Below are 15,419 nucleotides of genomic sequence, written 5' to 3' on the forward strand. Positions count from 1 at the left end.
AGCCGAGCTCGTCGACGATCAGGAGCTTGGGTTTGGCGAAGAAGCCGAGCCGCTCGTCGAGTCGACCCTCCGCATGGGCCTTGGCGAGACCCGCGGCCCGCGCGTATGCGGGGATATCGGACATGGGCGTTCTCCATGGGCGTTCTCGATGTCGCAGGATTGGAACAAACATAGAACATATTCGGCAGGCGGGCAAGGAATTCCCGAGCGGTGCGGGCCGCCGGGCGTTGATCGCGAGGCCGATGCCCCGCGCCCGCCTCGCCCTGAAGCCCGAGTCTTCCTTGTCCGGCGGCGGCTTCGGCGCGTTGCCGCTCGCCGTCCGCAGCCTTAGGGTCGCGCCTCCGCCCGGCGCCGACGCCGGCCGACGAGGAGACGCCCCATGCCCACCAACCTTCAGATCCTCCTGGACCATCGCCCCACCGACAAGGTCTCCCCCGCCAATTTCCGCTTCGTCGAGACGCCCGTCCCCGCGCCCGGACCCGGCCAGGTTCTGGTGCGGCAGACCTTTGTGTCGCTCGATCCCTACATGCGCGGACGGCTCAGCGACGCCAAATCCTACGCCAGGCCGCAGGAGGTCGGCGCGGTGATGCAAGGCGGGGCGGTCGGAGTGGTCGAGGCCTCGAACAACCCGCGCTTCCAGCCGGGCGAGGCGGTGGTCGGCATGGGCGGCTGGCAGCGCTACTGGCTCAGCGACGGCGGCGACCTCAGGGTCGTGGACGCGCGCGCGATCCCGATCCAGGCCTATCTCGGCCCGGTCGGCATGCCGGGCGTCACCGCCTGGTACGGCCTGAACACAATCATCGCGCCGAAGGCGGGCGAGACGGTGCTGGTCTCGGCCGCGACCGGCGCGGTCGGCTCGGTCGTCGGCCAGCTCGCCCGGGCGGGCGGCGCACGGGCGGTCGGAATCGCCGGCGGCGCCGAGAAATGCGCCTTCGCCGTCGACGAACTCGGCTACGATGCCTGCGTCGATCACAAGTCGCCGACCTTCGCCGCGGATCTGAAGGCCGCAGTTCCCGATGGCGTCGACGGCGTGTTCGAGAACGTGGGCGGCGAGCCGTTCCAGCAGGCGCTTCGACGGCTGAACGATTTCGCCCGGCTCGCGATCTGCGGCCTGATCGCTTCTTATGAGGGGGCGCCGACCGCGCTGCCCGACATGCGCGTCTTCCTCGTCCGGCGCATCAAGATCGAGGGCTTCATCGTGTCGGACCACATGTCGCTGTGGCCGCAGGCGCTGACCGAGCTCGCCGGCCACGCCGCCGCCGGGCGGCTGAAGTGGCGCGAGACCATTCGCGAGGGTCTCGAGGCGGCCCCGCAGGCGCTGGTCGACCTGCTGCATGGCGAGAATTTCGGCAAGATGCTGGTCCGCGTCGATTGAGCAAAACTCAATTCGTCCACGCGATTTGAGCGCTATTGAAATTCCGATCGACCGCGGCTAGGTGTCCGCCGCGGACGCGGGGCGCCGGACATGCAGTCCGGCGCCCTCGCGCCCCGTGTCGGAGGTCATCCCTGGCCGCAAGGTCGCCCGCATGAAACTCGCCGACTGGCTCCGCCAGAACGCCGTCACCCGCGTGGAATTCGCCCGGCGCATCGGGGTGTCCCCGGGCGCGGTGACGCTGATCTGCCGCGACGACGGCGCCTGGCTTTCGCGCGAGACCGCCGAGCGTATCGTCGCCGAGACCCGGGGCGCGGTGACCCCCAACGATTTTCTTCTCCATCCGCCGACAGGGCGAAAGGGACACGACATGAACCACCCCGTTACGAAAGCGATCGAAGCGTTCGCGCGCGGAGCGATCGTGGTCGTCACGGACGACGACGACCGCGAGAACGAGGGCGACATGATCGTCGCCGCTTCGCTCTGCACCACCGAGGCGATGGCGTTCATCATCCGCAACGGCTGCGGCATCGTGTGCGCGCCGCTGACGGCGGACAATGCCCGCAGGTTGAACCTTCCTCCGATGGTGGCCGCCAACGATGCGCCGCTCGGCACCGCCTTCACCGTCTCGGTCGATGTGAAGCACGGCATGACCACCGGCATTTCGGCCGAGCAGCGCTGCAATACGGTTCGCGCGCTCGCCAACGGCAACATGGGGGCGAGCGACTTCGTCCGACCCGGCCACGTGTTTCCGCTGATCGCGAAAGAGGGCGGCGTGCTCATGCGCTCCGGCCACACCGAGGCCGCCATCGACCTGTGCAGGCTCGCCAAACTCCCCATGGTCGCGGTCATCTGCGAGCTCGCCAACGACGACGGCACCGTCATGGTCGGGCCGCAGATCGCGGCGTTCGCCGAAAAGCACGGCCTCGAGCGCATCTCGGTCGCCGACCTCATCGCCTACCGCGAGGGCCGTGAGAAACTGGTCGAGCGCTTCGCGACCTTTCCGGTCGAGACGCCGTTCGGCGAGCTCAAGGGCTACGCCTATCGGACGCCCTTCGACACCGTCACGCATTTCGCCTTCGTGCACGGATCGATCGGCGACGGCCGCGACATGCCGGCCCGGCTCCATCGCTGCGACATCATCAACGACGTGTTCGGCGGCGGCTCGATCCCCAAGGTTCTGCAGCAGTTCAAGGACGAAGGCCGGGGGGTCCTCGTCTACCTGCGCGACGGCTCGGCGGGCGTGCCGGCGAATTTCGGCGCGGAGGCGGCCGGATCCGATGGCGCGCGCGCCCAGCAGTGGCGCGAGGTCGGCCTCGGCGCCCAGATCCTGCGCGATCTCGGCGTCTCTTCGATCCGGCTGCGGACGAACCATCCGCGCACCTATGTCGGCCTCTCCGGTTTCGGCATCGAGATTGCGGCGGTCGAACCGATCGAAGGGTGAGCCACGCCGCCCGCAAGGCCGCGCTTTATGCCTTGCGCCGGCGGGACGCTTGGACTATATCGCGCTCCAACAACATCTCATAACCTTTCATCGACCGGATGGAAGGAACGGTTGAGAGTGGGCCCCGTCCGGGACCCGCTCTTTTTTATTTCCGCGAGGGTCATGGCCGAGGAACCACTCCAAACCGTCGACGCCGAAGCGCTCGACGAGCCGCGTCTGATCGAGGACGCGGGCGCGGCCCAGCGCATCGGCCGGATCGCCGCGCCGGCGCTGCGCGATCTCGGCCTCAGACTGGTGCGGGTGAAGATCTCGGCAGCCAGCGGCGCGACCGTGCAGGTGATGGCGGAACGCTCCGACGGCACGATGACGATCGACGACTGCGAACGCGCGAGCGAAGCCCTTTCGCCGGTTTTCGACGCCGAGGACATCATGACGCAGGCGTATCGGCTTGAACTTTCGTCCCCCGGCATCGACCGGCCGCTCGTGCGCCGCTCGGATTTCGAGCGCGCCGTCGGCCACGAGGCGAAGATCGAGATGGCGACGCCGGTCGATGGCCGCAAGCGCTTCCGCGGCCGCATCGAGGCGGTCGCTCCCGATTCCGCCGGCGCGACGGTCCGGCTCGTCGTCGTGGCCGACGACAAGAGCGAGACCGCCTTCGATCTTCCGGTCGCGGCGATGGGCGACGCCCGGCTCGTCCTCACCGACGATCTGATCCGCGCCGCGCTCCGGCGCGAGAAGGCCGCGCTGAAGGAGGCGAAGCGCCGACCGGGCGCGGCGCCTCCGGCGAAGGCCAAGGCCGACCCGAAACGAAAAGCCGCGGCCCGCGGCGCGGCGAAGCCGCACGGGCCTGACGAAGGAGACACTCATGGCCGTTAGCGCCAACCGACTCGAACTCCTGCAGATCGTCGACGCCGTCGCGCGCGAGAAATCGATCGACCGTTCGATCGTGCTCGCCTCGATGGAGGACGCGATGCAGAAGGCCGCGCGTTCGCGCTACGGCCAGGAGACCGAGGTGCGCGCGGAGATCAACCCGAAGACCGGCGAGATCCGCTTCTCGCGATTGTTGCTGGTGGTCGACGAGGTCGAGAACGACGCGACCCAGATGACGCTCGCCGACGCCCAGAAGAAGAATCCGTCGGCGCAGATCGGCGACTGGATCTCCGAATCGCTGCCGCCGTTCGACTACGGCCGCATTCCCGCGCAGGCCTCGAAACAGGTGCTGGTGCAGAAGATCCGCGAGGCCGAGCGCGACAAGCAGTACGAGGTGTTCAAGGACCGGATCGGCGAAATCATCAACGGCGCGGTCAAGCGGGTCGAATACGGCAACGTCGTCGTCGACCTCGGCGGCGCGGGCGGCGAAGCGGTGGTGCGGCGCGACGAGCTCGTTCCGCGCGAGATGTTCCGCCCCGGCGACCGCATCCGCGCCTATGTCTACGACGTGCGTCGCGAGGCGCGCGGACCGCAGATCTTCCTCAGCCGCACCCATCCGCAGTTCACCGCGAAACTGTTCGCCCAGGAGGTGCCGGAGATTTACGACGGCATCGTCGAGGTGAGGGCGGTGGCGCGCGATCCGGGCTCGCGCGCCAAGATCGCCGTGACGTCGAACGATTCCTCCATCGACCCCGTCGGGGCCTGCGTCGGCATGCGCGGCTCGCGCGTGCAGGCGGTGGTCAACGAGCTGCAGGGCGAAAAGATCGACATCATCCCCTGGTCGCCGGACGCAGCGACCTTCATCGTCAACGCGCTCCAGCCGGCCGAGGTGATGAAGGTCGTGCTCGACGAGGACTCGACCCGGATCGAGGTCGTCGTGCCCGACGATCAGCTGTCGCTGGCGATCGGCCGGCGCGGCCAGAACGTCCGTCTCGCTTCGCAGCTCACCGGCTGGGACATCGACATTCTGACCGAGGCCGAGGAATCGGAGCGTCGCCAGAAGGAATTCGCCGAGCGCACCGCCCAGTTCATGGCCGCGCTCGACGTCGACGAGACGGTCGCCCAGCTGCTCGCCTCCGAGGGCTTCCGCACAGTCGAGGAAATCGCCTACGTCGAGCTGCACGAACTGGCGACGATCGAAGGCTTCGACGAGGAGACGGCGGGAGAAATTCAAATGCGCGCACAGAACCACCTGGCCGCGATCGAGGCTGCGCTGGACGAGAAGCGGGTGGCGCTGGGCGTCGCCGACGAGCTGAAGGAGATCGACGGCCTGACCACCGCGATGCTGGTCAGGCTCGGCGAGAGCGGCGTCAGGACGCTCGAGGATCTGGCCGATTGCGCGAGCGACGATCTCGTCGGCTGGTCCGAGGGCGACCAGGCGAAGTCCGGCCATCTGGCCGGCTTCGACGTCACCCGGGCGCAGGCCGACGCCATGATCCTGGACGCGCGCGTCCGCGCCGGCTGGATCGAGGCGCCGGCGCCGGAGAGCGAGGGCGGCGAGGAAGGGGAGGCGGCCTGACGGGCCCATGAGCGACGGATTGCGGACCAGCGCGCGCGACGAAGAGGGCGGGTCGGAGCGGACCTGCATCGTAACGGGGGCGAAGGGGCCTCCGGAGGCGATGCTGCGCTTCGCCCTCGCCCCGGACGGCTCGGTCGTGCCCGACATTCGCCGCAAGCTCCCGGGCCGCGGCGTCTGGACGAGCCTCAGCGCCGAAGCGGTCCGGCGCGCCGCCGCCAAGGGCGCGTTCGCGCGCGGCTTCCGCGCGCCGGCGGCGGCGCCGCCCGATCTCGCCGACGCCGTGGACGGCCTGCTCGAACGCGACGCGTTGCAGTCGCTGTCGATGGCGGTGAAGGCCGGGCTCGTCGTCTCGGGCGCTTTCAAAGTCGACGCGGCGATCGCGGCGGGAGGCCTGGCGGCCCTGATCCAGGCGGCGGACGCGGCGGCCGACGGCGCAGCGAAGCGGGAACAGGCGCTCAGGAGCAGACTCGGCGAGGCCGCGGCGGCGGTCGCGCGAATCAAACTTTTCTCTTCCCGTCAATTGGATTTGGCATTGGGGAAGGCAAATGTGGTACATGCTGCGCTCAAATCCGGCGCGGCGGCATCGGCCTTTCTGGCGAGGGCTGAGCGGCTGCGCCGTTTTCGCGCGGGCGCTGCGGAACAGGATCCGAACGAGGGCGGCGGCGACGCGCTGGCCGCAAGTCCGGCGGCCAGCGGCCGATCGGACGAATTGGCTGAAAAGCCAACGAATTAGGAATGGGCATGAGCGAAACCAGCAATAGCGACAAGCCGACCGGCGCCGCGCCGCCGAAAGCGACCCTGCACCTGAAGCGTCCGGTCGAACAGGGCACCGTGCGCCAGAGCTTTTCGCATGGGCGCAGCAAGGCTGTCGTGGTCGAGAAGGTCAAGCGTCGGGTCGCCGGCCCGGGCGAGGTCCTGCCCCCGGCCGCCCCGAGCGCGCCGCCGCCGCCCAAGCCCGCAGCGACGGTCGCGCCGACGAAGGGCGCGCCGTCGCGGCCCAACGCTCCTCCGCCGCCCAAGACCGGAGTCGTCCTGCCGACGCTGAGCGCCGAGCAACGGGAAGCGCGCGCCCGGGCGCTGCTCGAGGCCCGCGCCCGGGAAGAGGAAGATCGCCGCCGTCAGGAGGCCGACGCAGAGGCGCGCCGCGAACGCGAGGCGCGCGAGCGCGCCGAACGCGAAGCGGCCGAAGCGCGCAAGCGCGAGGAAGAAACCCGCCGCACCCAGGAGGCCGCGTTCAAGCGCCAGGCCGAGGAAGAGGCGCGTCGCCGCCTCGCGGGCGGCGAACCCGCTCCCGCGCCGACCGCGGCTCAGCCCCGGCCCGCCACGGTCAGGCCGCCGGCGCAGGCCGAGGCGAGGCCTGCGGCGCCCGCGCCCCGCCCCCCCGCCGCCCCTGTCCCCGCCGCGGCCAAGCCCGCTCCCGCCGCCGCCAGGCCCGCGGGCGAGGAGACCCGTCCGGTCAAGCGCCCGACCCTCACCCCGATCCTGCCGCAGAAGGTCGCCGTGCCGACGCCGCGTCCGACGCGCGGCGGCGCGGAGCGAAACCGCGGCCGTCTGACGGTCGCGACCGCCACCTCGGCCGAGGAGGAGCGCACCCGTTCGGTCGCCTCCTTCCGCCGCCGCACCCAGCGCCTCAAGGGCGGCGGGATGCAGGACCACAAGGAGAAGATCGCGCGCGAGATCGTGCTTCCCGAAGCGATCACCATTCAGGAGCTCGCCGCCCGCATGTCGGAGCGGGCGGTCGACGTGATCAAGCTTCTCATGCGCCAGGGGCGCATGGTCACGCTCACCGACGTGCTCGACGCCGACACGGCCGAGCTGATCGCCGAGGAGATGGGACACACGGTCAAGCGCGTCGCCGATTCCGACGTCGAGGAAGGCCTGTTCGACAGTCCCGACGAGGAGGGCGCTTCGGTTCCGCGGCCGCCGATCGTGACCATCATGGGCCACGTCGACCACGGCAAGACCTCGCTGCTCGACGCCATCCGCCACGCCAACGTGGTGTCGGGCGAGGCCGGCGGCATCACCCAGCACATCGGCGCCTATCAGGTGATCGCGCCCGGCGGCGAGGCGATCACCTTCATCGACACGCCCGGCCACGCCGCCTTCACCGCCATGCGCGCCCGCGGCGCCAAGGTGACCGACATCGTCGTGCTGGTGGTGGCGGCCGACGACGGCGTGATGCCGCAGACGATCGAGGCGATCCGCCACGCCAAGGCGGCGGGGGCGCCGATCATCGTCGCCATCAACAAGATCGACAAGCCGGAAGCCGACCCCCAGCGCGTGACGCAGGAACTCCTCCAGCACGACGTGCAGGTCGAGGCGTTCGGCGGCGACACCCTGGCGGTCGAGGTTTCGGCGAAGAACCATACCAATCTCGACAAGCTGCTCGAGGCGATCGCCCTGCAAGCCGAACTTCTCGACCTGGTCGCCGATCCGGCGCGCAGCGCCGAGGGGACGGTGATCGAGGCCCGCCTCGATCGCGGCCGCGGGCCGGTCGCGACCGTGCTGGTTCAGCGCGGCACGCTCAGCGTCGGCGACCTCGTGGTCGCGGGCTCGAACTGGGGTCGCGTTCGCGCGCTCATCACCGACAAGGGGCAAGCCATCGACGAGGCTCCGCCGGCCATGCCGGTCGAGGTGCTCGGCTTCGACGGCGCGCCCGAGGCGGGCGATCGCGTGGCCGTGGTCGAATCGGAGGCCCGCGCGCGGGAGATCACCGAATATCGCGAGCGCATGAAGCGCGAAAAGGCGGTGGCGCGCGGCCCGGCGGTGCGCACCTCGCTCTCCGACATGATGAGCAACCTCAAGGCGGCAGGCCACAAGGAGCTCCCCATCGTCGTCAAGGGCGACGTGCAGGGCTCGGTCGAGGCGATCACCGCCGCGCTCGAGAAGCTCGGCAACGACGAGGTCGTGGCGCGCGTCATCCACGGCGCGGTCGGCGGCGTCACCGAATCCGACGTCACGCTCGCCACCGCCTCCAAGGCCGTCATCCTCGGCTTCAACGTGCGCGCCCACAAGGAGGCGCGCGAGCTCGCCGAGCAGTCGGGAATCGAGATCCGTTACTACAACATCATCTACAACCTGGTGGATGACGTGAAGGCGGCCCTCTCCGGCATGCTGGCGCCGACGATGCGCGAGACCATGCTCGGCAACGCCCAGATCCTCGAGATCTTCCACATCTCGAAGGTCGGCAACGTCGCGGGCTGCCGGGTCCTCGACGGCGTCGTCCAGCGCGGCGCCCATGTGCGGCTGATCCGCGACAACGTCGTCGTGCACGAGGGCAAGCTGTCGACGCTCAAGCGCTTCAAGGACGAAGTCGGCCAGGTGCAGGCCGGTCAGGAATGCGGCATGGCGTTCGAAAACTACCAGGACATGCGCGCCGGCGACATCATCGAGTGCTACAACGTCGAGGAAATCCGGCGCACGCTGTGAGGCGCGCGACGGACGGAGGCCATCGCTCATGAGAGGCCAGGTGACGCGCGCCGCCGAGGGTTTCGACCGCCGGGCTTTCACGGTGGCCGAGATCCTGCGCATGCAGGACGCCGGGATCATCGCGGAAGACGAAAACTTCGAGCTGATCGAAGGCGAGATCGTGCCGATGCAAGCGAAATCCCACGCTCACGAACTGATCAAGGTCGCGCTGAACATTGCGATCGTCCGCGCGCTGCCCGACCATCTGTGGATGGGGATCGAATCGACGCTGTACCTCGGCCCGAACACGTTCGTCGAACCCGACCTCACCGTCTATCCGAAAGGGCCGAAGCTCGAGGAGGTGAAGGGCCGGGACATCCTGCTCGCGATCGAGGTCGCCGCGACCAGCCTCGCCTACGACCGCGGCCTCAAGGCGCGGCTCTACGCCCGCTACGGCGTGAACGAGTTGTGGGTGATCGACGCCGCGCGCCGGACCACCTTGGTCTATCGGGGACCGGACGGAAGCGGATGGCGCGACATCGTCGAGCGCGCGCCCGAGGAGCCGCTCGCCTTCGCAGCCCTGCCCGGGTTTTCCATCCGGCTCGCGACCGTCTAGCCGGCCCGGCCCGCACCCGCATCTTTCCAGTTCTGTCGCGCCCAAGCGCGCGAGGCGAAATCAATGTCCAGACCCTCCCCGAAATCGAATACGCCCAGCCATCGCCTCGAACGGGTGGCCGAGCTGATCCGCCACGCGCTCGCCGAGATTCTCGCTCGCGGCGACATCCTCGACGACGCGCTCGGGCGCCATCCGGTGACGGTTCCGGTCGTGCGCATGTCGCCGGACCTCAAGCACGCGGCCGTCTCGGTGATGCCGCTCGGCGGGGTGGACGCGGCCGCCACCATCGACGCGCTGAACCGTCACAAGAAGGAGATCCGGACGCTGGTCGCGCACAGGATCAATCTCAAATTCGCGCCCGATCTGCGCTTTGCGCTCGATTCGAGCTTCGAGGATCAGGCGCGCATCGACGCGCTCCTGAAGTCGCCCGAGGTCGCGCGCGACCTCGGCCCGCGCGACGAAGCGGAAGGGGACGAACCGTGACCGACGACGCGATCGACGACCGGCGACCCGCCCCCGAGCGGCCGGCCAGGCGCGCAAGGCCTGCGCAGAAGCGCTCGACCCGGATCGAGGTCAACGGCTGGATCAACCTCGACAAGCCGGTCGGCGTCACCTCGACTCAGGCCGTGGGCCGGCTGAAGTTTCTGTTCAACGCCCGGAAAGCCGGGCACGCCGGCACGCTCGACCCGCTCGCCTCCGGCGTCCTGCCGGTGGCCTTCGGCGAGGCGACGAAAACCGTGCCGATCGTCCAGGACGGCGCCAAGGCCTACCGGTTCCGGGTGCGCTGGGGCGAGGAGAGCGCGACCGACGACGCCGAGGGCGCGATCGTGGCCCGCTCCGACCGTCGCCCGTCCCCGGCCGAGATCGAGGCGGCGCTGCCGCGTTTCGTCGGCCTGATCGAGCAGACGCCGCCGACGTTTTCCGCCATCAAGATCGACGGCGCGCGCGCCTACGACCTCGCCCGCGAAGGCGAGACGTTCGAAATCGCCGCCCGCCCGATTCACGTCTACCGGCTTGCGCTCGTCGAGGCCGGCGACGACACGGCGGTGCTCGAGGCGGAATGCGGCAAGGGGGCCTATGTGCGCGCGATCGCGCGCGATCTCGGCCGCGCGCTCGGCTGTTACGGCCACGTGATCGAGCTCAGGCGCACGCGGGTCGGGCCATTCTCAGCCGACACGGGAATCCCGCTCGACCGCCTGCCCGACGATACCGACCTGATGGCGCGCGCCATGCTGCCGCTCCAGGCCGGCCTCTCCGAACTCGCGGCGCTCCCGGTCGACCGTAACGGCGCGGCGACGCTGCGGCGCGGGCAGGCTCTGCTGGTGCGCGGCGCGACGGCGCCCGAAGGCCCCGCCTGGGCCTCCTGCTTCGGCGCGCCGATCGCGTTCGGCGCGATCGAGGGCGGCTATTTCGTGTCGACGCGGGTGTTCAATGTGAAGGGGTAGCCCGCACAAGGCGCCGTTCTCGCCGAAAGGGTCGTGTGAGCGACCAGGCGCAAAGTTGCCCTTTTCAACGCCCCGGACGGAGGCGAGCGCCGCTCGCCGATCTAGGGCGCGAGGCGGGCCTTGAGTCGCGGGGTGAACCAATTCAGAAATGCGCGGAGCTTGATCGGCATGGGCTTCCGCTCCGCGTAGACGAAGTGGACAGGCAGGGGCTCTTTCTCGAAGGCGTCCAGGATGATGACGAGGCGTCCCGAACGCCTTGCGGCCTCCATCTTGTACGACATGACGCGAGCGATCCCGGCGCCTGCCACCGCCGCCTCGACCGCGGCTTCCGACGTGTTCACGGTCAATCGCGTGCGAATGGGCGCAGCCATTTCGCTGTCGTCCTCTGCAAAACGCCAGACGCGGGGAACGCCCGACTCATCGACCGTAATGCAGTCGTGGTGTCTTAGGTCGTTCGGCGTCTCCGGACGCCCTCGGGCGGCGAGATAGTCGGGGCTGGCGCAGGCCACGACGCGAACCGACCCGAGCCGCGTCGCGATCATGCTGCTGTCGGGCAACGGCCCGATCCGAATGGCGAGATCGATTTTGTTCTCGACCGGACTCAAGACGCGATCGCTCAGCAACAGGCGCAAGGCGATCTCTGGGTAGGCGTTCTGGAACTCGCAGGACAGCGGCAGCAGGTGGAGATGGCCGAGCCCCCACGGGGCGGTCACGGTGAGATCGCCCGTCGGAGCGCGATACTCGCCCGAGGCCTCTCGCTCGGCGTCGTCGACCTGCTCGAGAATGCGTTTGCAGGCCTCGATATAACCCCGCCCGGCGTCGGTGAGCGACAAGTGTCGGGACGATCTCTGAAACAATTGCGCCTTCAGGCGGGATTCGAGTTCCGAGAGCTTGCGACTGACCGTCGCGACCGGCATGCCGAGCTGCCGCGAAGCCGCGGACAGACTGCCGGCCTCCGCGATCGTGACGATCACGCTCATCGACTCGATCCGGTCCATGAGGACGGCTTTCCGAATTCTGAAAAGCTCTTTCCCAAATATACCGGCTACACGGGCGCATGGCAATCGCCTACCCTGTTGCTGCGCTCCGGTGGATCGAGTGTGTGAAACATTAAATACAATTGTGTTTTCACAACTTGCGCCTTCGTCGATCAAGTAGCGGTCAGGAAATCCGAGTTTCGATCCAATCGCTTATTCCAAGGAATGCCTAAATGCCTTCCCGCGAGACCGAAACACGGCAAGACTTCGTCCTTGTGGGCGCCGCGGCGACAGTTTCGCTCGCCGGTCGGCCGTCTCCCTCGGCCGCGGCGCAGGCGGTGACCGTCGGCGGCGTAGGGGCCGGCTCCATCGAAGGAAATCGCAAGACCAGCACGATCGCGACCCGGGGTCCGTGGTTGGCGATCGTCCTCACTGTGCAGCCAGAGCGGCGCCACATCAAGGAGTTCTCGCCATGAGCACGATCGAGACGAAGGACGGCGTGGAAATCTTCTACAAGGATTGGGGCGCGGGTCAGCCCATTGTCTTCAGTCACGGCTGGCCGCTTTCGGCCGACGACTGGGACGCGCAGCTGCTGTTCTTCCTCAATCACGGCTATCGGGTCATCGCACATGACCGCCGAGGCCACGGACGCTCGACGCAGACTGACCGCGGCCACGACATGGACCACTACGCCGACGACCTCGCGGCGGTGATCGAGCATCTCGATCTCGACAACGTGATCCACGTTGGCCATTCCACCGGCGGTGGCGAGGTGGTGCGCTACCTGGCGCGGCACGGCGAGAGCCGGGTGGCGAAGGCGGCGATCATCAGCGCGGTTCCGCCGCTGATGGTCAAGACAGCGTCCAATCCGAACGGGACGCCCAAGGAAGTGTTCGACGGGTTCCAGGCGGCGCTCGCGGCCAACCGCTCGCAGTTCTACCTCGAGGTCGCCGCGGGTCCGTTTTACGGCTTCAACCGTCCGGGCGTGAAACCGCTGGAATCCGCGGTCCGGAATTGGTGGCGCCAGGGCATGATGGGCGGGGCGAAGGCCCACTACGACGGCATCGTCGCCTTTTCGCAGACCGACTTCACCGAGGACCTCCAGAAGATCACTGCGCCTGTGCTGGTGATGCACAGCGAGGACGATCAGATCGTGCCTTACGTCGCCGCCGGGCCCCTGTCGGCGAAACTGTTGAAGAACGGAACTCTGAAAACCTACAAGGATTTTCCCCACGGGATGCCGACGACGCAGGCCGAGACGATCAACGCGGACCTGCTGGCGTTCTTCAAGGCCTGAACGGCCGCGGCTCTATCCACCGTCATCCGTGAGACGCCGGCGCGGTCGTGGTCCAGGAGGACCATCCCGCCCGGCTCGATCGCAGCCCCCGGAGACAGACATGCCGACCTGTTCCCTCCGCCCGACCGTCCTGGCGCTCGTGGCAGCGCTGCTATCCTCCGCGGCGCCCGTTCATGCGGTCGCCGAAGGCGCGCGGGTCTGCGCCGGGAATCCAGCGTCGATACCGGTCGTTCACTACCGCACCGTGAAGATCGACGGCGTCGATGTCTTCTATCGCGAAGCCGGTCCCGCCGATGCGCCGATCGTCCTGCTGCTGCACGGATTCCCGACGTCGTCGCACATGTTCCGCAACCTGATCCCGGCGCTCGCCGATCGCTACCGTGTGATCGCGCCGGACTATCCGGGTTTCGGAGAGAGCGGCGCGCCCGATCACAAGGCGTTCGCCTATACGTTCAGCCATTACGCCGACATCGTCGACAGCCTCGTCACCCAACTCGGCGCCAGGAGCTACGCGATCTACCTCATGGACTATGGCGCGCCGGTCGGCTACCGGCTCGCGCTCAAGCATCCCGAGCGTGTGAGCGCCCTCATCGTTCAGAACGGCAACGCTTACGAGGAAGGCCTCAAGGCGTTCTGGGATCCGATCAAGGCCTATTGGGCCGACGGATCGGCGGCGAATCGCGCGGCGATCGGCGTCCTCGTCGCGCCGGAGACCACCAAATTCCAGTACACCGACGGGGTCGCCGACGTTTCCAGGATCGACCCGGACAATTGGGGTCACGACCAGCCGCTGCTCGATCGTCCGGGAAACAAGGACATCCAGCTCGATCTCTTCCTCGATTATGGGACCAACGTTCCGCTCTATCCGAAATTTCAGGCCTTTTTCCGCGAGCGCAGGCCGCCCACGCTGATCGTATGGGGCAAGAACGACAAGATCTTTCCCGCCGCCGGGGCAACGCCCTATCTCCGCGATCTGCCCGACGCCGAACTGAATCTAATCGACACGGGCCACTTCGCGCTCGAAGACAAGGCGGATGTGATGATCCCCCTGATCCGCGATTTCCTTTGCCGCAAGCTCGCGTCCGGTTGACGCCGGACAGCCGGGCCGCCCCGCGCCCATTTCCTTCGCATCGTGCCGGTCTTCGGACCGGGCGCGCTCGACGTGTCGCCGCGCATCGGACACATCCACGTCACGGTCGACGACGCGCCCTGGCGCTGGGCCGACGCCAGCGGCGAGCCGCTGATCATTCAGAGCCTGCCGCCCGGATCGCACAAGGTGCTGATCCAGCTCGCCGACCCGACGCATCGGGCGATCGATCAGGGGGTCGTCGAGCTGGTGATCGCGGAAAAGTAGGTGTTCGAGCCCGTCTCGAGAAGGGAGAGCGCAATGACGACGGCGCATGTTTCCGCACTATCCCGTCGAGGCTTCTGCCTCTGCTGCCTCGGGTCGGCGGGCTTCGCGGCGAGCCGGGGCTGGCTCTCGCCGCGCCAGGCGTTCGCGGAGGCGCGCGGAATCGTGAGCCTCATCAAGGACAGCGCCGCAGCGTCGCCGATCGTCACGCACAGGTTGCGCAACAACATCAGCGTGCTCGAAGGGTCCGGCGGCAACGTCGCGGTGCTCACCGGCGCGGACGGCAAGCTGTTGATCGACGCCGGCATCGGCGTGTCGCGGCGGCAGATGACCGATGCGCTCGCCCGCCTCGGCCCCGACCCGATCACGCATCTGGTCAATACCCATTGGCACTTCGACCATACCGACGGAAACGTCTGGCTGAATGCCATGGGCGCGAAGATCATCGCGCAGGAGAAGACCGCGAAATATCTCTCGCAGGTCCAGCGGGTCGAGGAATGGGACTATAACTTCCTGGCCTTGCCGCCCAACGGGATTCCGACCGAAGTGTTCGCCAGCGAGCGCGCGCTGAAGCTCAACGGCGCCTCGATCGCCTTGAAAGCTTACGGCCCCGCTCATACCGACAGCGACATCTCCGTCACCTTCGGCGAAGCCGATGTGGTGCACGTCGCGGATACGTTCTGGAACGGAATCTATCCGTTCATCGACTATTCGACGGGCGGCAGCATCGACGGCATGATCGCGGCCTGCGACGCGAACCTCGCCGCGACGACCGACAAGACCATCATCATCCCAGGACACGGCAAGCCGGTCAGCAACAGGGCGGAGCTCGCGGAATTCCGCGATATGCTCGCAACGGTCCGCGAGAATGTCGCGACGCTCAAGAAGAAAGGCATGACGCGGGACGAGGCGGTCGCGGCCGGGCCGACCGCCGCCTTCGACGCCAGGTTCGGCAATTTCGTCATCGATCCCGGATTTTTCACGAGGCTGGTCTACGAAGGCGTTTGACGGCTTCGGAGGCCCGGGCCGATTGCGGCGGCCCGGATCGCCCGGTCCTTTG

At 68.2% G+C, this 15,419-nt stretch carries 14 protein-coding genes and 1 pseudogene; 14 read left to right on the top strand and 1 reads right to left on the bottom strand.

The window, feature by feature from the left end; translation table 11 throughout:
* The first annotated feature begins 379 nt into the window (after positions 1-379).
* The 9 genes from DFR50_RS27470 (at position 380) to truB (ending at position 10,734) form a co-directional block, all read left to right on the top strand.
* Positions 380-1,375 carry an NADP-dependent oxidoreductase gene (locus DFR50_RS27470; protein ID WP_113892852.1) on the top strand — a complete coding sequence of 332 codons (996 nt, stop codon included), beginning with the start codon at positions 380-382 and terminating at the stop codon, positions 1,373-1,375.
* Between the two features lie 151 nt (positions 1,376-1,526).
* On the top strand, positions 1,527-2,816 hold the full coding sequence (gene ribB / locus DFR50_RS27475; protein WP_113892854.1) for a 3,4-dihydroxy-2-butanone-4-phosphate synthase: 1,290 nt from the start codon (positions 1,527-1,529) through the stop codon (positions 2,814-2,816).
* A gap of 162 nt (positions 2,817-2,978) precedes the next feature.
* Positions 2,979-3,692 (top strand): ribosome maturation factor RimP, encoded by a 714-nt coding sequence (gene rimP / locus DFR50_RS27480; RefSeq protein WP_113892856.1) that lies wholly within the window; start codon positions 2,979-2,981, stop codon positions 3,690-3,692.
* Positions 3,682-5,265 (top strand): transcription termination factor NusA, encoded by a 1,584-nt coding sequence (gene nusA / locus DFR50_RS27485; RefSeq protein WP_113892858.1) that lies wholly within the window; start codon positions 3,682-3,684, stop codon positions 5,263-5,265. The genes rimP and nusA overlap by 11 nt, the downstream gene beginning before the upstream one ends.
* Positions 5,266-5,272: 7 nt before the next feature.
* Positions 5,273-5,998 carry an RNA-binding protein gene (locus DFR50_RS27490; RefSeq protein WP_113892860.1) on the top strand — a complete coding sequence of 242 codons (726 nt, stop codon included), beginning with the start codon at positions 5,273-5,275 and terminating at the stop codon, positions 5,996-5,998.
* A gap of 8 nt (positions 5,999-6,006) precedes the next feature.
* A complete protein-coding gene (gene infB / locus DFR50_RS27495) occupies positions 6,007-8,694 on the top strand; it encodes a translation initiation factor IF-2 (protein WP_113892924.1) in 2,688 nt (895 codons plus the stop codon).
* A 28-nt stretch (positions 8,695-8,722) separates the two neighbouring features.
* Entirely contained in the window at positions 8,723-9,289 is a 567-nt protein-coding gene (locus DFR50_RS27500) for a Uma2 family endonuclease (RefSeq protein WP_113892862.1), read from the top strand.
* A gap of 63 nt (positions 9,290-9,352) precedes the next feature.
* Positions 9,353-9,772, top strand: coding sequence for a 30S ribosome-binding factor RbfA (gene rbfA, locus DFR50_RS27505; protein WP_113892864.1), 420 nt, complete (start codon positions 9,353-9,355; stop codon positions 9,770-9,772).
* A gap of 11 nt (positions 9,773-9,783) precedes the next feature.
* A complete protein-coding gene (gene truB / locus DFR50_RS27510; RefSeq protein WP_113892926.1) occupies positions 9,784-10,734 on the top strand; it encodes a tRNA pseudouridine(55) synthase TruB in 951 nt (316 codons plus the stop codon).
* A 101-nt stretch (positions 10,735-10,835) separates the two neighbouring features.
* Here the strand turns inward: truB and DFR50_RS27515 are convergent, their stop codons facing one another.
* Complete coding sequence (locus tag DFR50_RS27515; protein ID WP_113892866.1) at positions 10,836-11,732, bottom strand: LysR family transcriptional regulator; 897 nt, start codon at positions 11,730-11,732, stop codon at positions 10,836-10,838.
* Between the two features lie 212 nt (positions 11,733-11,944).
* On the opposite strand from DFR50_RS27515, the gene DFR50_RS27520 reads away from it, so the two are divergent.
* From DFR50_RS27520 to DFR50_RS27540, 5 genes and pseudogenes are all read left to right on the top strand, one after another.
* On the top strand, positions 11,945-12,187 hold the full coding sequence (locus DFR50_RS27520) for a hypothetical protein (RefSeq protein WP_147262952.1): 243 nt from the start codon (positions 11,945-11,947) through the stop codon (positions 12,185-12,187).
* A complete protein-coding gene (locus tag DFR50_RS27525) occupies positions 12,184-13,008 on the top strand; it encodes an alpha/beta fold hydrolase (RefSeq protein WP_113892870.1) in 825 nt (274 codons plus the stop codon). The genes DFR50_RS27520 and DFR50_RS27525 overlap by 4 nt, the downstream gene beginning before the upstream one ends.
* Positions 13,009-13,108: 100 nt before the next feature.
* Positions 13,109-14,098: an alpha/beta fold hydrolase gene (locus DFR50_RS27530; protein ID WP_113892872.1), complete on the top strand. Its 990-nt coding sequence runs from the start codon at positions 13,109-13,111 to the stop codon at positions 14,096-14,098.
* A gap of 33 nt (positions 14,099-14,131) precedes the next feature.
* A pseudogene (locus DFR50_RS27535) lies at positions 14,132-14,362 on the top strand (DUF6130 family protein); the annotation flags it as partial.
* 33 nt (positions 14,363-14,395) lie between these two features.
* Positions 14,396-15,367, top strand: coding sequence for an MBL fold metallo-hydrolase (locus DFR50_RS27540; RefSeq protein WP_113892874.1), 972 nt, complete (start codon positions 14,396-14,398; stop codon positions 15,365-15,367).
* Positions 15,368-15,419 lie beyond the last annotated feature (52 nt).

It is taken from the genome of Roseiarcus fermentans (assembly GCF_003315135.1).
Taxonomy (GTDB): Bacteria; Pseudomonadota; Alphaproteobacteria; order Rhizobiales; family Beijerinckiaceae; genus Roseiarcus; species Roseiarcus fermentans.